General features: G+C 66.8%; 17 protein-coding genes. 14 read left to right on the plus strand and 3 right to left on the minus strand.

Going from position 1 to position 21,830, the window contains the following annotated elements:
* Positions 1-93 precede the first annotated feature (93 nt).
* On the minus strand, positions 94-495 hold the full coding sequence (locus B4920_RS30925) for a DUF1016 N-terminal domain-containing protein (protein WP_079434446.1): 402 nt from the start codon (positions 493-495) through the stop codon (positions 94-96).
* A gap of 46 nt (positions 496-541) precedes the next feature.
* On the opposite strand from B4920_RS30925, the gene B4920_RS09725 reads away from it, so the two are divergent.
* A complete protein-coding gene (locus B4920_RS09725; RefSeq protein ID WP_254050894.1) occupies positions 542-910 on the plus strand; it encodes an MmcQ/YjbR family DNA-binding protein in 369 nt (122 codons plus the stop codon).
* A 26-nt stretch (positions 911-936) separates the two neighbouring features.
* Here the strand turns inward: B4920_RS09725 and B4920_RS09730 are convergent, their stop codons facing one another.
* Entirely contained in the window at positions 937-2,472 is a 1,536-nt protein-coding gene (locus B4920_RS09730) for a GGDEF domain-containing protein (RefSeq protein ID WP_079434704.1), read from the minus strand.
* Positions 2,473-2,953: 481 nt separating this feature from the next.
* Between B4920_RS09730 and nirB the strand changes: the two genes are divergently transcribed.
* The 9 genes from nirB (at position 2,954) to B4920_RS09775 (ending at position 14,079) form a co-directional block, all read left to right on the plus strand.
* Positions 2,954-5,491: a nitrite reductase large subunit NirB gene (gene nirB, locus B4920_RS09735; protein ID WP_079434447.1), complete on the plus strand. Its 2,538-nt coding sequence runs from the start codon at positions 2,954-2,956 to the stop codon at positions 5,489-5,491.
* An 11-nt stretch (positions 5,492-5,502) separates the two neighbouring features.
* Positions 5,503-5,841, plus strand: a complete 339-nt coding sequence (gene nirD / locus B4920_RS09740; protein ID WP_079434448.1) for a nitrite reductase small subunit NirD — start codon at positions 5,503-5,505, stop codon at positions 5,839-5,841.
* Positions 5,842-5,871: 30 nt separating this feature from the next.
* On the plus strand, positions 5,872-6,684 hold the full coding sequence (locus B4920_RS09745; RefSeq protein WP_079434449.1) for a formate/nitrite transporter family protein: 813 nt from the start codon (positions 5,872-5,874) through the stop codon (positions 6,682-6,684).
* Positions 6,685-6,712: 28 nt separating this feature from the next.
* The gene (locus B4920_RS09750) at positions 6,713-8,452 is read left to right on the plus strand and encodes a bifunctional protein-serine/threonine kinase/phosphatase (RefSeq protein WP_079434450.1); all 1,740 of its coding nucleotides are present in this window, start codon (positions 6,713-6,715) and stop codon (positions 8,450-8,452) included.
* A 117-nt stretch (positions 8,453-8,569) separates the two neighbouring features.
* Positions 8,570-10,177, plus strand: coding sequence for an ATP-binding protein (locus B4920_RS29480; protein WP_254050895.1), 1,608 nt, complete (start codon positions 8,570-8,572; stop codon positions 10,175-10,177).
* A complete protein-coding gene (locus tag B4920_RS09760; RefSeq protein WP_079434452.1) occupies positions 10,174-10,848 on the plus strand; it encodes a L,D-transpeptidase in 675 nt (224 codons plus the stop codon). The genes B4920_RS29480 and B4920_RS09760 overlap by 4 nt, the downstream gene beginning before the upstream one ends.
* 85 nt (positions 10,849-10,933) lie before the next feature.
* Complete coding sequence (locus B4920_RS09765) at positions 10,934-12,184, plus strand: nucleoside recognition domain-containing protein (protein ID WP_216819818.1); 1,251 nt, start codon at positions 10,934-10,936, stop codon at positions 12,182-12,184.
* A gap of 79 nt (positions 12,185-12,263) precedes the next feature.
* Positions 12,264-12,890, plus strand: coding sequence for a glutathione S-transferase family protein (locus B4920_RS09770; RefSeq protein WP_079434455.1), 627 nt, complete (start codon positions 12,264-12,266; stop codon positions 12,888-12,890).
* 205 nt (positions 12,891-13,095) lie between these two features.
* Complete coding sequence (locus tag B4920_RS09775; RefSeq protein ID WP_161493267.1) at positions 13,096-14,079, plus strand: MBL fold metallo-hydrolase; 984 nt, start codon at positions 13,096-13,098, stop codon at positions 14,077-14,079.
* Positions 14,080-14,139: 60 nt separating this feature from the next.
* Here the strand turns inward: B4920_RS09775 and B4920_RS09780 are convergent, their stop codons facing one another.
* Positions 14,140-16,794, minus strand: coding sequence for a TonB-dependent siderophore receptor (locus tag B4920_RS09780; RefSeq protein ID WP_139379476.1), 2,655 nt, complete (start codon positions 16,792-16,794; stop codon positions 14,140-14,142).
* A gap of 768 nt (positions 16,795-17,562) precedes the next feature.
* On the opposite strand from B4920_RS09780, the gene ribA reads away from it, so the two are divergent.
* The 4 genes from ribA to B4920_RS09800 are packed head-to-tail and all read left to right on the plus strand — an operon-like array spanning position 17,563 to position 21,812.
* Positions 17,563-18,231: a GTP cyclohydrolase II gene (gene ribA / locus B4920_RS09785; protein ID WP_079434461.1), complete on the plus strand. Its 669-nt coding sequence runs from the start codon at positions 17,563-17,565 to the stop codon at positions 18,229-18,231.
* Positions 18,232-18,248: 17 nt separating this feature from the next.
* Complete coding sequence (gene mdoH / locus B4920_RS09790) at positions 18,249-20,045, plus strand: glucans biosynthesis glucosyltransferase MdoH (protein WP_079434705.1); 1,797 nt, start codon at positions 18,249-18,251, stop codon at positions 20,043-20,045.
* On the plus strand, positions 20,042-20,839 hold the full coding sequence (locus tag B4920_RS09795) for a RibD family protein (protein WP_079434463.1): 798 nt from the start codon (positions 20,042-20,044) through the stop codon (positions 20,837-20,839). Before mdoH ends, B4920_RS09795 begins: the two co-directional genes overlap by 4 nt.
* Positions 20,832-21,812 (plus strand): zinc-binding alcohol dehydrogenase, encoded by a 981-nt coding sequence (locus B4920_RS09800; protein WP_079434464.1) that lies wholly within the window; start codon positions 20,832-20,834, stop codon positions 21,810-21,812. Before B4920_RS09795 ends, B4920_RS09800 begins: the two co-directional genes overlap by 8 nt.
* Positions 21,813-21,830 lie beyond the last annotated feature (18 nt).

The following is a 21,830-nucleotide window of genomic DNA, read 5'->3' on the forward strand; positions in this document are numbered from 1 at the left end:
CAAGGTAGGAAACCGCGCCCCTCTATCCGCGACCACCTCGCGGGATCGAAGGGCTACCGCGAGAGCGGTTTAGTCCACGGCCGATCAGCAGCCTTACGTGACAGACCGTTTGTCGGCCGGCCCACTCTCCGCAGCAGTCCGGCGGCACGCCAACACCCTGCCACGTTCCGCGGCCATCCGCTCATCCCCTACCGACTCACTCCGCACAAGCGATCCGCCCCGCCAGACACTCCCCGACCCCGGCTCCAGTTGGTACATCTGAAGGTAGAAGTCGCGCTTGAGCGGATTGCCGGTATGGCTCAGCGTCCTGACGTGGGTCCAGCTCAATTGTCTTCGCGCTGCGGAGACAATCTGCGCCTGCGGAAAAACCTCGGCAAAGAGCCGCATGTGGGGCAGGTTCTTGTCAGAGAAACCACGGCCGTAGTCCTTTCCGAGCAGCCTGAGAGTGATGCCGACGGGACTAAACTGGCGCCTCCAAGTACAGGCGTGGAAGATCCGCTATATCCAAGCACCGATGCCACACCGAAAGAGAGCGCTCCACATGTCGATGACGCCGAACCAGGTTGCCGAGTTCTGCCTGACCCTGCCGGGTACCCGTGAGTCTCTCAAATGGGGCAACAACCGGGTTTTTTCGATTGCGGACGAGAAGATGTTCGCGATCCTCAGCGCGCCGGCCAAGGGCGTGGAAGGGCTGGCCTTCAAGGTCGATGGCGATCTGTTTCTGGGGTACACCGACCGCCCCGGAATCCGGCCGGCCCCCTACCTGGCCCGTGCGCGCTGGATCGCGATGGAGCTGCCTTATCCCCTTGGCGAAGCGGAATTGAAGGCCGCGCTGACACGGGCCCACCAGTTGGTGGCACTGCGCCTGCCCAAATACCGGCAGCCGGAATTTCTCGTTCCGGAAAGCTGACCCCGGTGCTGCCGCCCGATCTCGATTCACGCCTGCGCGAAAATCTGCACCCGGTTCCGGCCGGCGCGCTTGGCCTCGTACATGGCTTCATCGGCATGCTTGAGCAATTCGATGCTGCCGAGGCCGTGCTCGGGATAAAGGGCGATGCCGACACTGGCGGAGATCTGGATGGCATGCCCTTCGATCTTGAAGGGCGCGGCGAGAGCAGCGCCGAGTTTTTGCGCAACGGCCAGGGCATCGGGCGCGTCCGTGATGTTGCGCAGGAGCAGGATGAACTCGTCGCCGCCCACCCGCGCCACGGTGTCGGATTCGCGCAGACTGTGGCGCAGGCGGAGGGCGACCTGCTGCAGCAAGCAATCACCGATGCCGTGCCCCAGGTTGTCGTTGATCCGCTTGAAGCCATCCAGATCCATGAACATGACCGCCAGCAGCTGGCCATCGCGTTTGGCGTTGGCCAGGGCCTGATCGAGGCGGTCGGAAAAGAGCGCACGGTTGGGCAGGTCGGTCAGCGGATCGTGTTGCGCCAGATGACGGATGCGCCCTTCCGCCTCCCGGCTTTCGCCGAGGGCACGGCGCAGGCGGTGGTTGATGCGGTAGATATAGATGGCCAGCGCACTGACGCCGGCCAGCAAGCCCAGCGCGATGTATAGCGTCGTCGGGTCGCGCGGAACGTCGGGCTCGTAAAGAAAGCCATTCAGGGAGTAGTTGCCGGGCAGCAGCCCGATATCGGCGTAGGTGTCGGCGATGTGGCGCCAGCGCCCGCGGTTCATGTAGCCGACCTCGACCAGATCGGTGCGCATCAGCGACGCCATGCGCTGCGCCTCGAAAAGATAGAAGCCGCGAGGATGTTGTGTGGAGTACTTGGTCAGGATCAGGTCCGCTATTTCCTCCGGATGTTGCATCGCATATTGCCAGCCGCGCAGGCTGGCCTCCCGAAAGGCGCGCACGCGCTCCGGGTGGGTCTTCAGTTCCTGCTCGGTGGTGAACAGGTTGTCGCCGTAGAAATCGATGCCGCCGGCCCGCGGCGTATAGACCTGATAGTCGAACTTGGCGCTGTCCAGGTAGTAAGGCTCGTTGCTGACGTAGGCGGAAATGGCATCGACCCGACCTTCGATCAGGTCATCCGGCTTGAAGCTGTGGGGCAACTGGACGAGGCGATCCAGTGTGATGCCCTCCTGTTTGAGATAGGCGACCAGCTCGTCCGACTGCGGCTCGATCATGACGCGCTTGCCAACGATGTCATGGATGGCCTGGGTACCGTTGTCCACATCGGACTGACGCGCGATCAGCACCAGCGGCGAGTGCTGGAAGATCACCGCCAGCACGACTACCGGCTTGCCCGACTTGCGGGCCAGCAGCAGGCTGCTGGTGCCAACCCCGTACTGGGCCTGATCGGTCAGGACCGCCTGCAGCGGGTCGACACCCGGCGTGGCTTCACGCAACTGGACATCCAGGCCGGCCTCCCGGTAATAGCCCTTCTCCAGCGCCGCGTAATAGCCGGCAAACTGGAAGGCATGGCTCCACTTGAGCTGCAGGGAGACCTTTTCCAAGGCCCAGCCCATGCCAGGAGACACCAGCAGGGCAGTGAAAAGCAGGGACCACAGGCGACGGCGCAAAACATGACAATGCATTTGCAGAATTATGAGCTGGATGCGACCCCACCCCGGCAAATTTTGGTGTCGCATCGGCCCTCAAACCGCCCCGCTCCAAACCCGTGCCCCACGCACCAGCCAAGTGCATCCCTCCGCGCATTTCCGCCCCCCACCCCCTGTTCACCGCCTATTTCTCGCGCAAAGCGGGGCTGGCCCACCTTTTGCTAAAGAGAAACCAGACCCCGGCTGGCAACGCTGCCGAAGGGGAATTTGCCTCCGCCAACGACGGCGGGATTCGAGTGAGCAGGATGCCCTTGGGCGCCGCTCGCCAGTTCCAACCCGAGTTTGAGCCGCGTTCCGCGGGGGCCCTTGATGCGCTGTGCCATTCACGTCCGTGAATCGCCGGTGATCCTGCGAGGCTGCCCATGGAGCCGGACTCGCAGGATCGAATATGAAAATCATCGTTGTCGGCCATGGCATGGTGGGCCACAAGTTCCTCGAAGAACTTCACCAACTGGCATCCGTCCCCACTGAAGTCAGCGTCCTCTGCGAGGAGCCGCGCGCGGCTTACGACCGGGTCCATCTGTCCGAATTCTTCGCCGGCAAGAGCGCCGACGAGCTGTCCCTGGTGGCGCCCGGCTTCTTCGACGAAAGCGGCTTTGCGCTGCGCCTGAAGACCCGCGCCAGCGCCATCGACCGCCGCAAGAAGACGGTGACCACCGCCGACGGCGAGGTGCTGTCCTACGACAAGCTGGTGCTGGCCACCGGTTCCGTACCCTTCGTGCCGCCGCTGCGCGGCGCCGACCGGGCCGACTGCTTCGTCTATCGCACCATCGAAGACCTGGAAGCGATGACCGAGGCAGGCAAGCGCTCGAAGAGCGGCGTGGTGATCGGCGGCGGCCTGCTCGGCCTGGAATGCGCCAAGGCCCTGCGCGACCTCGGCCTGGAAACCCACGTGGTGGAATTTGCGCCGCGCCTGATGGCGGTGCAGGTGGACGACGATGGCGGCCGCATCCTGCGCAGCAAGATCGAGGAGCTGGGCGTGCGCGTGCATACCAGCCGTCACACGACGGAGATCACCGACGGCGCCCGTGCGCGCCACCGCATGGTGTTCGACGACGGCACCTACCTCGAGACCGACATGATCGTGTTCTCCGCCGGCATCCGCCCGCGCGACGAGCTGGCCCGCCAGAATGCGCTGGCCGTCGGCGCCCGCGGCGGCATCGCGGTGGATGACCACTGCCGCAGCACCGATCCGGACATCTACGCCATCGGCGAATGCGCGGCGTGGAAGGACCAGCTGTTCGGCCTCGTCGCCCCCGGCTACGACATGGCCCGCGTGGCGGCCCGCCACATGACCGGCCAGGTGGATGCGGCCTTCGCCGGCGCCGACATGAGCACCAAGCTCAAGCTGATGGGTGTGGATGTGGCCAGCATCGGCGACGCGCAGGGGCGCACCGCCGGCTGCCGCAGCTTCCGCTATATGGACGAGGTGAAGCAGATCTACAAGAAGATCGTCACCAGCGCCGACGGCAAGCAGCTGATCGGCGCGGTGCTGGTCGGCAACGCCGACGAGTACGGCACGCTGCTGCAGATGGCCCTCAACGGCATCGCGCTGCCGGCCGACCCGGAATTCCTGATCCTGCCGTCCAGCGACGGCAAGGCCAAGCCCGGCCTGGGCGTCGATGCGCTGCCCGACAGCGCCCAGATCTGCTCCTGCAACAACGTCAGCAAGGGCCAGATCTGCGCGGCGGTGGCCGACGGCGCCACCACCATCGGCGAACTGAAGGCCTGCACCAAGGCCGGCGCCACCTGTGGCGGCTGCGTGCCGCTGGTGACGCAGGTGATGAAGGCCGAGATGGGCCGCCTGGGCATGGCGGTGAACAACCACCTCTGCGAGCACTTCTCCTACTCCCGCCAGGAGCTGTTCCACCTCATCAAGGTCGGCCAGATCAAGACCTTCGACGAGCTGCTGGCCAAGCATGGCCAGGGCCTCGGCTGCGACATCTGCAAGCCCGCCGCGGCGAGCATCTTCGCGTCGTGCTGGAACGAGTTCGTGCTGAAGAAGGAGCTGGCCGGCCTGCAGGACAGCAACGACTATTTCCTCGGCAACATCCAGAAGGACGGCACCTATTCCGTGGTGCCGCGCATGGCGGGCGGCGAGGTGACGCCGGACGGCCTGATCGCCGTCGGCCAGGTGGCCAAGAAGTACGGCCTGTACACCAAGGTCACCGGCGGCCAGCGGGTGGACCTGTTCGGCGCCCGCGTCGAGCAGCTGCCGCTGATCTGGGAAGAGCTGATCGCCGCCGGCTTCGAATCCGGCCACGCCTACGGCAAGTCCCTGCGCACCGTGAAGAGCTGCGTCGGCAGCACTTGGTGCCGCTACGGCGTGGATGACAGCGTCGGCCTCGCCGTGGAGCTGGAGAACCGCTACAAGGGCCTGCGCGCGCCGCACAAGATCAAGTTCGGGGTGTCCGGCTGCACGCGGGAATGCGCCGAGGCCCAGGGCAAGGACGTCGGCATCATCGCCACCGAGAAGGGCTGGAACCTCTACGTGTGCGGCAACGGCGGCATGAAGCCGCGCCACGCCGAGCTGCTCGCCGCGGATCTGACCAAGGCCCAGCTGGTGCAGCTGATCGACCGCTTCCTGATGTTCTACATCCGCACCGCCGACCGCCTGCAGCGCACCAGCACCTGGCGCGACAACCTGGACGGCGGCCTGGACTACCTGAAGGACGTGGTGGTGAACGACAGCCTGGGCCTCGCCGCCGAGCTGGAGAGCCAGATGCAGCACGTGGTGGACACCTACCAGTGCGAGTGGAAGACCGCCGTCACCAACCCCGAGGTGCGCCAGCGCTTCCGTTCCTTCGTCAATAGCGACAAGGCCGACGAGCACATCGTCTTCGTGGAGGAGCGCGGCCAGATCCGCCCCGCCCGCGCCGACGAACGCTCCACCGCCGCGCTCGACGACAACGCCATTCCCGCCTGAGGAGACCCGCCATGAGCATCGCCCCCCTCGTCTGGACCACCGTCTGCAAAGTGGACGAAATCCTGCCCAACACCGGCGTCTGCGCGCTGGTGGAAGACCGCCACGTAGCCGTGTTCCGCGTCGGCCAGTCCGACTTCTACGCCATCGACAACGTGGACCCGAAGTCCGGCGCCAGCGTGCTGTCGCGTGGCCTGCTGGGCAACCTCGGCGAACACGTCGTGGTGGCCTCGCCGCTCTACAAGAACCACTTCGATCTGGCCACCGGCGCCTGCCTGGAAGCGCCCGAGCACTCCGTGCGCGCCCACTCGGTGCGCATCGACGACCAGCGCGTGCTGGTCGCCCTAAGCTGAGCCCCGCCCCGCATTCAGAAAGGAACTGAAATGGCTTATCTCGCTCCCGCCGAGTTCGTCACCAAGATGGTGGACGCCGGTGAATCCAAATTGCTGATGTCCACTCGCGACACCCTGATCCGCGCCTATATGGCCGGCGCGATCCTGGCCCTCGCCGCCGCCTTCGCGGTGACGGTGTCGGTGAACACCGCCAACCCGCTGATCGGCGCGCTGCTGTTCCCGGTCGGCTTCTGCATGCTCTACCTGATGGGCTTCGACCTGCTGACCGGCGTGTTCACGCTGGCCCCGCTGGCCGTGCTCGACAAGCGCGCCGGCGCCACCTGGAGCGGCGTGCTGCGCAACTGGGGCCTGGTGTTCACCGGCAACTTCGCCGGTGCGCTGACGGTGGCGGTGTTCATGGCCATCATCTTCACCAACGGCTTCTCCGAGGCGCCCAACGCCATCGGCCAGAAGATCGGCCACATCGGCGAGGGCCGCACCGTCGGCTACGCCGCCCACGGCGCGGCAGGCATGCTGACGCTGTTCGTGCGCGCGGTGATGTGCAACTGGATGGTATCCACCGGCGTGGTCGCCGCGATGATGTCCACCAGCGTGTCCGGCAAGGTCATCGGCATGTGGATGCCGATCCTGGTGTTCTTCTACATGGGCTTCGAGCACAGCATCGTGAACATGTACCTGTTCCCGTCGGGCCTGATGCTGGGTGGCAACTTCACCTTCATGGACTACCTGATCTGGAACGAGATCCCGACCGTGCTCGGCAACCTGGTCGGTGGCCTGACCTTCGTCGGCGCCACGCTGTACTCCACCCACTACAAGACCGCCCCCAAGCGCCGCGCCGCCTGATCAGCACGGACGCACGGACCGCCGCCCCATGTCGGCACCGCTGCGCGTGAGTCTCGGCCAAGCTTCCCTGGCCGGGGCCCACGACACCAACCAGGACTTCCACGGCGCCGTGCTGCCCAGGGGCAGCCAGCTCGCCGGCAAGGGCATCGCGCTGGCCATCGCCGACGGCATCAGCTCCAGCCGGGTCAGCCAGGTGGCGAGCCAGACCGCCGTCCGCTCCTTCCTCGAAGACTATTACGCCACCTCGGAAGCCTGGTCGGTGCGCCGGGCCGCCGAGCGGGTGCTGAGCGCGGCCAACTCCTGGCTGCATTCCCAGACCATCGCCAGCGACGCCCGCTTCGAGAAGGACCGGGGCTATGTGTGCACCTTCAGCGCACTGATCCTCAAGGGGCGCGACCTGCACCTGTTCCACGTGGGCGATTCGCGCATCTTCCGCGTGCATGCCCAGGCCCTCGAACAGCTCACCGAGGACCACCGGGTCCGCCTGTCGTCCGTCGAGTCCTACCTGGGCCGCGCGCTGGGAACCAGCCCGAACATCGAGATCGATTACCGCAGCTGGGAAGCGGAGGCCGGCGAGCTCTACCTGCTCGCCACCGACGGCGCCTATGCCCAGCTCGACGCAACCACGGTGCACGACGCGCTGCACCGCCACCCGCAGGACCTGGACGCCGCCGCGGCGTGGCTGGTGGAGCAGGCCCGCCTGCGCGGCAGCAGCGACGACGCCACGCTCCAGCTGCTGCGCATCGACGCGCTGCCCGACGCCGGCGCGCCGCGCGCCGACCTGCGCCGCGACGGGCTGGCACTGCCACCACCGCTGGCGCCGCGGATGGCCTTCGAGGGCTTCACCATCGTGCGGGAGCTGCAGGTCAGCGCCCGCAGCCACGTCTTCCTCGCCGTCGATGACGCCAGCGGCGCGGCGGTGGCGCTCAAGGCGCCGTCCATCGACCGGCGCGAGGACGCCGCCTACCTGGACAGCTTCGTGCTGGAGGAATGGGTCGCCCGCCGCGTGGACAGCCCCCACGTCATCAAGGCCTGGGCCGGCGAGCGTCCGCGCAGCCACCTCTACGTGGCGATGGAATACATCGACGGCCAGACCCTCGCCCAGTGGATGGTGGACCACCCGCAACCGGCGCTCAACAGCGTGCGCGCCATCGTCGCGCAGTTGGCCCAGGGCCTGCAGGCCCTGCACCGGCGCGAGATGGTGCACCAGGACCTGCGCCCCGAGAACGTGATGATCGACTCGCAAGGCACGGTCAAGCTCATCGACCTGGCCACCGTCCACGTTGCCGGCCTGGCCGAGGACCAACCCGACAGCGACGCCGACGCGGCCCCCGGCACGCTGCAGTACATCGCGCCGGAATGCCTGCTCGGCCACCCCGGCAGCCCGCGCACCGACCTCTACGCGCTGGCCGCCCTCACCTACCGTATGCTCAGCGGCCAGCTGCCCTACGGCCTCGACGCGGCCCGCGTGCGCAGCCCGCAGGACCTGCGCCGGCTGCGCTACGTGCCGCTGCGCCACCACCGCCCGGATCTGCCGCCGTGGGTGGACGCGGTGCTGGGCAAGGCCCTGCAAGTCACACCGGGCAAACGCCAGGAAGTCGTCTCCGAGTTCGTCCATGACCTGCACGCCCCCGGCCAGCAGTTCCGCAGCCAACGGACGCCGCCGCTGATCGAACGCAACCCGGTGCGCTTCTGGCAGGGCAGCACCGTGTTGCTGGCCATCGTGGTGATCGTGCTGGTGCTGCGCCAGGCGCTGAGCGGGCACTGAACGACACGTTCGAGGCACGCTGGCGGTCGGACGGGCCGCCGTGATGATATGTCTCAAGGAAGCGGAAGCCTGCCCTGCTATAAATTAGGCTCCATCCGATCCACGCCCGCCCGCGCCATGCCTGCCAGCAGCTCGCTTCCCGCTCCGGAAAATCCGGCCCACCCCGCCAGCCGTGTCCCCAGCAGTATCCGGAACCGGGGCTGGTGGCTGCTCCTGCTCGCAGTGTGGTTCGCCGCCACAGCCCTGTCGCTGTACTCCCACGGAGAGCAGATCAGGCAGCAGACCACGGCGGTGGCGATCGAGGGCGCCCGCAACATGTTCCGCTCGGTGCTGCTCGCCCGGAACTGGAACGCCAGCCACGGCGGCGTCTATGTGCCGGTCACGCCGCAGACGCAGCCCAACCCCTACCTCCACGTGCCCAACCGGGACGTGATCACCAGCGACGGGCAGCAGCTGACCCTGGTCAACCCCGCCTACATGACCCGCCTGATCGGCGAGACGGCGGAATCCTCATCGGGCGCGGTGTTCCGCCTCACCAGCCTCAAGCCGCTGCGCCCCGGCAACGCGCCGGACCCGTGGGAAGCCGAGGCGCTACGGGCCTTCGAAGGCGGCGCGCGGGAATACATCGGCAGCGCCAAGGGGCCGGACGGCAACATGCTGCGCTTCATGGCACCTCTTAAAGTCGAGCCGAGTTGCCTGCAGTGCCACGGCAACCAGGGCTACCAGGTGGGCGACATCCGCGGCGGCCTCAGCGTGTCGCAACGGCAACAACCCATCGAGGACGCCGTCGCCGCGGGCATCCGCGACTCGCTGCTCACCCATGGCGCGGTGTTCCTGTTCGGCACCGCCGTCGGCTGGCTGCTGCTGGAACAACTGCGGCGCCGCTGGCTGGAACTCGACGACAAGGTACGGGAACTGCAGACCACCCAGGGGCAGCTGCTCCAATCCGAGAAGATGGCCGCCATCGGCCAGCTGGCGGCCGGCGTGGCCCACGAGATCAACAACCCGGTCAGCTTCGTCAGCTCCAACATGGGCACGCTGAAGCGCTACAGCGAGAGCATCGTGGAGCTGCTTGAACGCTGCCGCCGCGGCGAGGCCATCCAGGCCGACTACGACGCCATCGACTTCGACTACCTGAAGACCGACATCGTCGACCTGCTCCACGAATCCAGCGACGGCCTGGCCCGCGTGAAGAAGATCGTCGCCGACCTGAAGGATTTCTCCCACGTGGACCGCGCCGAATGGCAGGACGCGGACCTCAACGCCGGCATCGACAGCACGCTCAACGTCGTCGCCCATGAGCTGAAATACCGCGCCGAGGTGCTGCGGGACTTTGGCCCGCTGCCACCGGTGCCGTGCATCGCCGCACAGATCAACCAGGTGGTGATGAACCTGGTCGTCAACGCCGCCCAGGCCATCGAGAACCACGGCACCATCACGATCCGCACCCACAGCGACGAGGACCATGCGCGCATCGAGATCAGCGACACCGGCAAGGGCATGCCGACGGAGGTGCTGAAACGGATCTTCGAGCCCTTCTACACCACCAAGCCCGTCGGCAAAGGCACCGGCCTCGGGCTATCCCTGTCCTACGACATCATCAAGAAGCACGGTGGAAACATCGAGGTTTCCAGCGAAGTCGGCGTGGGCAGCACCTTCGTCGTGAGCCTGCCGCTCAGGAGCCCGCACGTGCAGGGCGATGCCGGAGGGACGCCACAGCCATGATTTCCGCCCACTCCACCCAATTGCTGGTGTGCCTTTCCCTGGACTGGGACGCCCCGGCCGGCCACCTGCAGCGCTTCGAGCGAAGCGCCGGCGAAGACTGGCGGCCGGTAGGTTCAACGATCTCAGTGACGCTCGGGCGCAACGGCATGGCGTGGGGGCGCGGCGTGCATCCGGCGGTGGATGGCGCCGGCAAATGCGAGGGCGATGGCCGCGCGCCGGCCGGGGTATTCGCGATCACCGGGCTGTTCGGCTACGCGGTGGCGGGCGACGGGTGGACGGCCGGCCTACGCCTGCCCTACTTCGCGGCACGGCCCGGGCTCAAGTGCGTCGACGATCCGGCATCGGCCCATTACAACTGCCTCGTCGATCAATCCGCGGTGGCGGCCGACTGGGCCTCCTGCGAGGACATGCTGCGCCAGGACCGGCGCTACGAGGCCGGCGCCGTCGTCGCCCACAACACCGCACCGCTGCTGCCGGGGGCCGGGTCGTGCATCTTCCTGCATGTGTGGGAAACACCGGGCACACCGACGGCGGGCTGCACCGCGATGAGCTTGCCCGACATGCTGACCCTTGCCAGCTGGCTGGACGGCGAGCGCCAGCCGCTGCTGGTGCAACTGCCCGAGGCCGAGTTCGCCCGCCACCAACAGGCCTGGGGCCTGCCGCGGCGGTGACAGGCGCCGGCACCGTCGATAGACTGCCGGCATTTCAACCCTTCCCCGCCCACGCCCCGCAAGGCGCCGGGCCGCTCCCGTCATCGTGCTCAACCGGATCTGGGTCGCGTTTGTCCTCGTCGGTTTCGTCGCGGCCCTGGTCCAGACCATCCAGGGCGATCTCGACATCTTCTCGCGTCTGCTGACTGGCCTGTTCGACACCGCCAAGAGCGGCTTCGAGATCGCCCTTGGCCTCGCCGGGGTCATGAGCCTGTGGCTGGGCGTGATGAAGATCGGCGAGAAAGGCGGCCTGATCCAGCTCTTCGGGCGGCTCGTCGCGCCCTTCTTCCGCCGCGTCTTTCCGGACATTCCGCCGGGCCATCCGGCCAGCGGCAGCATCGTCATGAACTTCAGCGCCAACCTGCTCGGGCTGGACAACGCCGCCACGCCGCTGGGCCTCAAGGCGATGCAGGAGCTGCAGGAGATCAACCCGCGCAAGGACACCGCCAGCAACCCGATGATCATGTTCCTGGTGCTCAACACGGCGGGCATCACGCTGATCCCCACGTCGGTGATCGCGATCCGCCAGAGCATGGCGGTGCAGCAGGGGCTCGCCAATTTCAACGCGGCGGACATCTTCCTGCCGACGCTGCTGAGCACCTTCATCTCCTTCTGCGCCGGCCTGGTCGCAGTGGCCGCCTGGCAGCGCATCAACCTGCTGTCCGCCCCGCTGCTGGCCTTCTTCGCCGGCTTCGGGCTGCTGATGGGCGGGCTCTACGCGTGGCTCGCACCGCTGCCGCCAGCCGACATGACGCAGATGATCGGCCTGCTCGGCAGCGGCATCATCGTCTCGCTGATCGTGCTGTTCGTCGGCGTCGCCGCGTGGCGCGGCGTGGATGTGTACGAATCCTTCGTGGAAGGCGCCAAGGAAGGCTTCGGCGTCGCGGTGCAGATCATTCCCTACCTGATCGCCATGCTGGTGGCGATCTCGATCTTCCGCACGAGCGGCTGCATGGGCTACCTGATCGACGGCATCCGCCACGTGGTGGTGGCCCTCGGCATCAACGCCGACTTCGTGCCGGCGCTGCCGGTCGGCCTGATGAAGACCCTCAGCGGCAGCGGCGCCCGCGGGCTGATGGTGGACGTGATGACGACCTACGGCGTCGACTCCTTCCAGGGCCGCCTCGCCGCCATCATCCAGGGCTCGACCGAAACCACCTTCTACGTGCTGGCGGTGTATTTCGGCAGCGTCAACATCACCCGCACCCGCTACGCCATCGCCTGCGGCCTGATCGCCGATTTCGTGGGGCTGATCGGGGCGATCATCGTGGGTTACCTGTTCTACCACGGCGGGTGAACCGGGCCGGGTTTGTCGGTTGCCAAGCCCCAGCAAACCATTCAGCATTTCCCCTCCCCCATCAAGCCGAGGAAATGCGATGAGCCACGCCGATTCGATCACCCTTTACGGAACCCCGCCGTCGGGCCATGCCCACCGGGTGGAGGTTTTCCTGACCCTGCTGGGCCTGCCCTACACCTACGTGACGGCGACGGCCGACGTGCGCAAGACGCCGGAATTCCTGGCGCTGAATCCACTGGGGCAGATCCCGGTGCTGGTGGATGGCGACGCGGTGATCTGCGACAGCACCGCGATCCTCATCTACCTGGCGGAGAAATACGCGCCGGACAGCCCGTGGCTGCCGCGTGATCCGCTGACCCGCGCCGAAGTGCAGCGCTGGCTGTCGATCGCCTCGGCCGAGGTGCGCTTCGGCCCGGCGACGGCGCGGGCGGTGAGCCAGTGGAACCTGCCCGGCGATCTGGCCGCCGCCAAGGCCATCGCCGCGCGCCTGTTCGCTTTCATGGAAGGCCATCTGGCGGAACGCCGCTTCCTCGCCGCGGACCACCCGACGCTGGCCGATCTGGCCTGTTACGCCTACATCGCCCACGCACCGGAGGGCGGCATCGGCCTCGCCCCCTACCCGCACATCCAGGCCTGGCTGGCGCGCATCGCGGCGATCCCGGGCTTCAAGGACATGGACCCGCTGCCCCTGCCCCAGGGCCAGTGATTCTTGCGGTGTGCCGCGGCGGACGATCCCGCTTCGGCCCACGCGGGCTGTTGCCGACGCAGCGACTTTCCACCCTGGAGCTGAAAATTCAGCACCTGGAGTTCACAGCGCAGCAGCCCACCGTGGGCGCCTCCCATGAAATCAGTCCCATTGCGCTGGCATGGATAGTGCGGGGAAATCCGGGACATTCCCCCACCCAACACTCATGACCACCATGCTCTCAGCTTCCCCGCGACGCGCTCCCCATCACCGGCTCGGCCAGGCCCTGGCCGGTGCCCTGCTGGCCCTGACGGCCTGCAACGCATTGGCCCAGACCACACCGGCGCCCGCTGCTCCTGCCACACAGGCGCGCGGCCCCGACTTCTCGAAGGTCGACATCAAGACCACCCGGCTGGCCGACAACCTGTACACCCTCGAAGGCCAGGGCGGCACGATCACCGTGCTCACCGGTCCGGAAGGGGTGCTGGTGGTGGACTCCCAGTTCGCGCCGCTGACGCAGAAGCTCGTCGAGGCGATCCGCAAGATCACCGACAAACCGCTGCGCTTCCTGATCAACACCCACGTGCATCCCGACCACACGGGCGGCAACGAGAACTTCGCCAAGCTGGGCGTCACCATCTTCAGCCGCGACCAGCTGCGCGAGCGCCTCATCCGTCCAGCTCCGGCAGCGGACGGCAGCCCCGGCGTGCCAGCGCCTGCCGGCGCCCTGCCGGTGGTCACCTACGACGGCCCGGTCACCCTCCACCTCAACGGCGAGGACATCCGCCTGATTCCCATCCGCCGCGCCCACACCGATGGCGACACGCTGGTGCAGTTCGTGCGCCATGACGTGCTGGCGGTCGGCGACTACTTCCGCACCACCGGCTATCCGCTGGTGGATCTCAACAACGGCGGCTCCCTCAAGGGCCTGCTCGATGGCCTGGGGCAGACCATCGGACTGAGCGGCAAGGCCACCCGCATCGTGCCGGGCCACGGCCCGATCACCGACCGCAACGGCCTGATCGCCCAGCGCGATCTGCTGGAGGCGGTGCGCACCAAACTCGCACCCGTGGTGGCCGCCGGCCGCAGCCTGGACGAGGTGCTGGCCAGCCGCCCCACCGCCGAGTTCGACGCCCAGGTGCCCCAGGGTCAGCAGACTTCCGAACGCTTCGTGCGCTGGCTGTATACCGAGCTCAAGGCCGGCCGCTGATCGCAATCCACATCTCCAAGCTCCGCGCCAGCCCCGGCGCGGAGGCTTTTTTGCCCTGGCTTACCAGGACCGGTCCAGCTTGGCGTAGAAATAGGCCCCCCAGGCGCCATACGGCGAAAAGACCGCGTAAGAAGGTTCGAGCTGGTTGTTGTAAGGCTGCTGCGCAGCGCTGCTGCCTTCCGGACGCTTGCCGAAGATATTGGTCCCGCCAACGGAAACGCGCGTGTTCGCGTCGGGCCGATAGCCGATCTCCAGGTCGGTGATCCACGCACTGTCGACCACGTGGTCGCGGGCCGGATCGGTGTCGTGCTTGGTGACGACCTTGGAATACCGTTTGAGCGTCGGCCGAATATCCAGCCGGCCGAGCGTCCAGTCCGCCGTCAGATAGGTTTTGTTCTTCGGCTCGAGATCGGTGTAGACGCCGAGACTGCTTCTGGAAAAGAAATCCGATTGCGTCAGGAGCCCCTGCAGATTGCCCGGCACGCTGCGGACGCGCTCGATGCTGGTCCTGTTCTGGGCGCTCAGCAAAGTCCATTTCACATTGCCGTAGGGGCCAAAATCCGTACGGTAATTGACGACCAGGTCGATCCCCTGGGTCTTGGTGTCGACACCGTTGGTCAGATAGGAAACCGTGTATTCCCAACCATCCTGCACATTGATCAGCCCCGCAGCGGACAGGATCTTCGAGGTCACGAGGCTGTTGCCGGAACTCTGATAGACGATCCGGTCCTTCAGCGAGATCTGATAGAAGTCGATGCTGAAATCCAGGTCGCGGGACGGCTTGCCGGTAAAGCCGAAACTGTAATTGAGCGATTTCTGGGGTGTCAGCGGAGCGGCGCCCATCGCAACCGCAAAGGGATTCGACGGATTGGAGTAGATATTGCTGTTGATCCCCTGCTTGCCGGTAGTGGCCAGTTTCCCCCAGATTGCCGATGCCTGGGAGTAATACAGCTGCTGCAGTGTCGGCGCCTTGAAGCCATTGTTCACCGTCGTGCGGAAAGCATATTGGTCGGACAGCTTGTAGCGACCGGAGAGCTTGCCGCTGTTCGAACTGCCGACATCGCTGTACGACTCCAGCCGCCCGGCCAGCCCGAGCTCCAGTCTGTCACCGAGCTTCTGGCTGAAGTCGACGTATACCGCGCTGACATTGCGCGAAGCGTCCACGGCCTGCTCCGGGCTATACCCGCCCGTACCCGACGCGCCGGGACTCGGCCGCTGCCCGGCACGCGGGTGCCCGGCGGGAAAGACATAGCCCCCGTCGGCATAGGACGCATATTCGCCCGGACGCACCTCGTAGAACTCCTTCCGGTATTCCAGCCCGAACGAGGCACCCAGCGGCTGCTCGAAAAGTCCGGTGGTCACGCTGCCTGAAAAATCGGCATTGTTGGTCCATTGCTGGAAGATCAGGCGGCCGAGATTCAGCGCCGTCGGCGGCGCGGTATAGCCATGCACCGGCGACTGCGGCGTGGCGCCGCCGAAACTGGGTGACAGGGAATCGGAGTGGTCAAACTGCGCGTCATTCTGGGAAAACGACGAACTCACGTTCAGATTCCAGCCCTGCGCCAATTCACCAGCCCCGCCGAACACGACCTGGAAGTCCTCTTCCTTGATGTTGTTCATCGGCAGATAGCCGTCCGGGTATATCGAAACCAGGTTCTGCGACGAATTCGCCCCGCGATAGGCACCCGGCCCCGCGGACTTGCGGCGCGAATAGGTGGCAAAGGAATAGAGATCCGCGATGCTGGTCGGAAGCCGCAGGTTGTAGGCGAAGGCGCCTTTCCTGCTCTCGGGCCCGCCGTTCAATTGCCGATAGCGATCGCCCCCCTCTCGCGGATCCAGCGCGCCGCCGGGCAACGTGTAATAGATATTGCTCGCCTCCGGCCCGAAGGCATTCCACGAATCCGTCTCGTCCAGTTCGGCGCTCAGGCTCAGGGCCCCTTCGGCGCCCAGCTTGAGCCCCTGGTTGAGCAGAAGGCGCTTGCTCTTCCCGTAGTTGTCGATGTGCCCGACACCGTCCGCATTCTGTCCATAGGACACGGATGCCGAACCCCCGCTGTCGTTGCTCTTCAGGATGATGTTGATCACCCCGGCAATGGCGTCCGAGCCGTATTGCGCGGACGCACCGTCGCGCAGGATCTCCACCCGCTGCACGGCGCTGGTGGGGATCAGGTCGAGGTCGGCCGGCGATTGACCCGACTGCGGACGCCCCGGAATGAAGGTGATCGCCATCCCGTGGCGGCGCTTGCCATTGATGAGCACCAGCGTTTCACCGGGCCCGAGGCCCCGCAGACCCGCCGTCTTGACGGCGGCCCCCTGCTGGCCGCGCGCCCCGCCGGGCGAGTTGGCGAAGGATGGGGCCAGGGCCACCAGGGCATCCTTGAGATTCTGCTTGCCGGTCTTGCGGAGATCGTCGCCCGACAGCACATCCACCGGCGAACTGCTGTCCAACACGGTCCGCCGCCCGCCGGAACGGGCACCGGTCACCACGACGGTATCGAATGCAGTGGTGTCCTCCTTTGCACTCCCGTCCGCCTGTGCCCCCACCATACCGGAGAACATTCCGAGCACGACCCCTGCCATGCGTTTGCGCTTATCGACCGCCTGAAAGATTTTTCCCATTGTTCTCTCTGCTTCCGTTTCCATGACATTTGCCAAAACGCCTGTCATGGCAATACCCGTGCCACGCAGCGGATAAAAACGAAATACAAAAAACAACAGGTCTATTCTCTATTCAATGTATTCAATACAGTCTATTGGCTTGCCAAACACCCGGATCACCTAAGCACTCCATTGCACGGCCCGGCAATTTGTCATAAATGCCAGTTTATTCAAGACAATTGAGAATAGCAGCAGAATCGCGTGACTCAGGCAAAGACGGCGATGCCCATGCGCTCGACACATCACCGGATACTGCCGCAGGCAGCGGCTGCTGATTTCCACACAGCCGGTCTCCAGTTGCTTGGCACGCAGCACGCCCCGCCCCGACGGCGCAGTTGTCATTCGGCATCCAGGATGTCCGTCGATTTACTAAGAAATACTCACATGCTTATCACTATTTAATTAATTGAGTAGCCGGCGCATGCCAAAGGCAATTCCCTCCATCGCCCAAAAAAATCCCATGAAAATATATCTCTCCTTCGCTTGGAGATGAAGGATCAGGCGCAAAATCCACCTATTTCAACTTCAAAATCCGGCTAAAGAACGCAAAATACGGCATTCATCAAGATCACAAACACCGCCGGAGGCCGGAATTTCTGCCCACGGGCACTGCTTTCCGATTGCCCACATCCTCTCCTTCCAATATGCCGAAACGGCATCTTCCGCACTTCCAGCGGACATGAATTTACCGATCCCTCATGCTAGGATCGTCGCCAAATCAAAGGGTATTCCGACACCCGATAAGGCAATGCCGTCCGTACAACCCCACAGATGCGTGCAGGTTTCGTTTGTCCACGAATCCCGCTGCAAATAGAAGATCTCAACATGTCCGCTTCACCTGCGCCGCCACGCCATTCGAACTGGCTGGCCTCGACCAGCCTGCCGACCGCCTACGGTCCATTTGCGATGCATGTGTTCCGCAGCACGGTGCCCGATCCGGAACAGGGCTTCCGGGAACACGTGGCGCTGGTCCATGGCCAGGTCGACGGCGTTGCCGGCCTGCCCGTGCGGGTGCATTCCGAATGCCTGACCGGCGAAGTCTTCGGCTCCCTCAAATGCGATTGCCGGGACCAGCTGGATCTGGCCTTGTCCGAAATCGTCCGCCTCGGCGCCGGCATCGTCCTGTATCTGCGCCAGGAAGGCCGTGGCATCGGCCTTGCCAACAAGGTGCGCGCCTATCACCTGCAGTCGCGGGGCTACGACACGGTGGACGCCAATCGCATGCTGGGCCTGCCCGACGACGCCCGCTCCTACGACGTGGTGCCGGAAATGCTGGGCTATTTCAAGGTGCCCAGCATCCGCCTGATGACCAACAATCCCGACAAGCTGACCAAGCTGACGGCGCTGGGTGTCCAGATCGACGGCTGCCTGCCGGTGATCACCCGGCCCAACACGCACTCCATCGGCTACATCAAGACCAAGCGCCAGCGCATGGGACACGCCTTGCCGGATGAGCGGGAATGGGCCGCGCCGGACGCGCTGAAAGCCCGCTGAGTACGGCCGAGCTTCCGATGAAAACCACCTCCCCCCCCTTCGCCGCCGGGACTGTCAGCGAACGGGCGCTGTTGCGCCGCCGCCGCCTCGGCTTTGGCGCCCTGGTGCTCGGCACCTCCGCCGCCCTGCTGGGGCTGATGGCGGCGACGCTGTTCGTCGGCCCGCTCGACGCCCTCGGCATCGCCATGCTGCTGCTGTTCGCGCTGACCCTGCCATGGACGACGATCGGCTTCTGGAACGCGGCAATCGGCTTCGCGCTGATGCACTTCACGCGCGATCCGGCCGGCCTGGTGGCGCCACACCTGCGCAGCATCACCGGCAAGGAACCGATCGCCAGCGCCACCGCGCTGCTGATCTGCATCCGCAACGAGGACGCCCAGCGCCTGGAACGCAACCTGGAACTGATGCTCGGCGGCCTGGCCGCCACCGGCGAAGGGCGCTGGTTCCACCTCTACATGCTCAGCGACAGCAACGACGCGGCGATCATCGCCGACGAGCAGGCGGTTGCCGCCCGCCTGTCCGCGCGCTTCGGCGCCGATGTCGCCGTCACCTACCGTCGCCGCGAGCAGGGCGGCGGCTTCAAGGCCGGCAACATCCGCGACTTCTGCGAACGCTGGGGGAGCCGACACGAATTCGCTATCGTCCTCGACGCCGACAGCGTGATGACGCCGGCCGCCATGCTGCGCCTCGTGCGGATCATGCAGGTGCAGCCGCAGATCGGCATCCTGCAGACGCTGGTCACCGGCCTGCCGAGCGCCAGCGCCTTCGCCCGCATCTTCCAGTTCGGCATGCGCCTCGGCATGCGTTCGTACACCCTCGGCGCGGCAAGCTGGCAGGGCGACAGCGGCCCCTACTGGGGGCACAACGCGATCCTCCGCGTGGCGCCCTTCACCGAACACTGCCATCTGCCGGTGCTGCCCGGCCAGCCACCACTGGGCGGCGACGTGCTGAGCCACGACCAGCTCGAAGCGGTGCTGATGCGCCGCGCCGGCTACGAAGTACGGGTGCTGCCCGACGAGTCCGGCAGCTGGGAGGAGAATCCGCCGACCCTGCCCGAGTTCGTCCGCCGCGACCTGCGCTGGTGCCAGGGCAACATGCAGTATTTCCACTTCCTGCGCATGCCGCGCCTGCTGCCGGTGAGCCGCTGCCAGCTGGGCCTCGCCATCGCGATGTATGCCGGCGCACCGGCCTGGCTCGGCCTCGTCGCGCTGGGCCTGATCCGCCAGCTACCGATGCAGCCGGAGCTCGGCAGCGTGCTGTTCGCACTGACGATGGGCATGAGCTTCGCGCCCAAGCTCGCCACCCTCGCCGACGTGCTGGCCCGGCCGGCGTTGCGGCAGGCCTACGGCGGCAGCCTGCGGGTCGTTGCCAGCGCGGTACTGGAAACCCTCTTCTCGATGCTGCTGGCACCGGTCTCCGCCGTCGCGGTGACGCTGTTCCTGCTCGGCCTGCCCTTCGGGCGCCAGGTGGGGTGGACCGCCCAGCACCGGGATGCGGAAGGCGTGCCCTTGCGGCTGGCCGCCCGCCGGCTGTGGCCACAGACCCTGCTGGGCGTGGCCTTCACCGTGCTGTTCTGGCGCGCTGTGCCAGGCGCCGTGTGGCTGTGGGCGCCCTTCGTCCTCGGCCTCGCCGGCGCGATCCCGCTGGCCATCCTCAGCGCCCATCCGCGGGTCGGCCAGCTGCTGGCCGCCGTGGGCCTGTGCCGCGTACCGGAAGAAGCCCGCCCCCACGCCGAACCCGAGTTCGCGGCCCTGTTCGCGCCCTTTGGCCCAGCGCCACGCCTGGCCGTGTCCGCCGCAGGCGAGGGCGAATGAATCCGGCCGTCACCACCGGCCTGGCCGCGGCCACCCCTGTGCCGGCAGCGGCAGACGAGGCCCGCTGGCAGACCTTGCTCGAGCACCGCAACGAAGCCCCGCCGTCCCATGCCGGCTGCCCGCTGCAGGCCCTGTATCAGCCCCTGCTCACCTCCCGCGGCCCGTACGCCGTCGGCCACCTGGCCCAGAGCCTGGACGGCCGCATCGCCACCACCAGCGGCATCTCCCGCTGGCTGAGCGGCGGCGAAGACCTGCTCCACACCCACCGCATGCGCGCCATCGCCGATGCCGTGCTGGTGGGCGCCAACACCGTGCTGCACGACGACCCCCAACTGACGGTGCGCCTGTGCGCCGGGCGCAACCCGGTCCGCGTGGTGATCGACCCGGACGGTCGCCTCGACGGCAGCCAGCGCGTCTTCACCGACGGCGCGGCACCGACCCTGCTGCTGATTGCCGACGACCTGGCCCGCCCCGGCGAGCGGCGTGGCCAGGCCGAGGTGATCCCGATCGCCCGCGGCACCCACGGCCTCGACCCCCACCAGATCCGCCACGCGCTGCAGCAACGCGGGCTGGCCTGGCTGTTCATCGAAGGCGGCGGCGTCACCGTATCGCGCTTCCTGGCCGCCGGCGCACTGGACCGCCTGCAGATCACCGTGGCGCCGGTGATTCTCGGCTCCGGCCGGCCGAGCATCGTGCTGCCGGAGATCACCGACCTGTGCCACAGCCTGCGCCCACGCACGCGGCGCTTCATCCTCGGCGAGGACGTGATGATCGAGTGCGACTTCCATGGCTGAGGCGCCCTTTGCCCAGGCCTTCTGGACCGTCGCGCCGGGACGTGGCGAGATCCGCCGGACCCCGCTGCGCGCCCCCGGCGCCGACGAGGTACTGGTCCGCAGCCTGCGCAGCGGCATCAGCCGCGGCACCGAGAGCCTGGTCTTTCGCGGCCAGGTGCCGCCAAGCCAATGGACGGCGATACGCTGCCCCTTTCAGGAGGGCGACTTTCCCGGCCCGCTGAAATACGGCTACGCCTCCGTCGGGCGCGTCGAAGCCGGGCCGGCCACGCTGCTCGGCCGGCGCGTGTTCTGCCTGTATCCGCACCAGGACTGTTACGTGGTGCCGGCCGACGCCGTCATCCCGCTGCCGGACGCGGTCAGCGACACCCGCGGCGTGCTGGCCGCCAACATGGAAACCGCCGTCAACGGCCTGTGGGATGCGACACCGCGCCTCGGCGACCGGGTCGCGGTGATCGGCGCCGGCGTGGTCGGCAGCCTCGTCGCGGCGCTGGCCGCCCGCATCCCCGGCGTGCGCGTCGAGCTGATCGATACCGACCCGCGCCGCGCCGCCTTGGCCGACCGGCTGGGCTGCAGCTTCGCCACGCCGGATGAAGCCAGCGCCGACGCAGACCTGGTGCTCCACGCCAGCGGCCACCCCGACGGCCTCGCCACCGGACTACGGATCGCCGGCTTCGAAGCCAGCGTGGTGGAGCTGAGCTGGTACGGCGACCGGCCGGTGGCACTGCCCCTCGGCGAAGCCTTCCACGCCCGCCGCCTGAACCTGCGCTCGTCCCAGGTGGGCAGCGTGGCCACCGCCCAGCGGGCCCGCTGGAGCCACCGCCGCCGCATGCAGCTGGCCCTCGACCTGCTCGCCGACCCCGTCTTCGATGCCCTGCTGTCCGGCGAAAGCCCGTTTGCCGAGCTCCCCACCGTCCTGCCCCGCCTGGCCGACGCCCCCGACGGGGCGCTGTGCCACGTCGTCACCTACCCCTGAACACCCCTACCCAAAGCC

Source organism: Zoogloea sp. LCSB751 (assembly GCF_002028455.1).
GTDB lineage: Bacteria > Pseudomonadota > Gammaproteobacteria > Burkholderiales > Rhodocyclaceae > Zoogloea.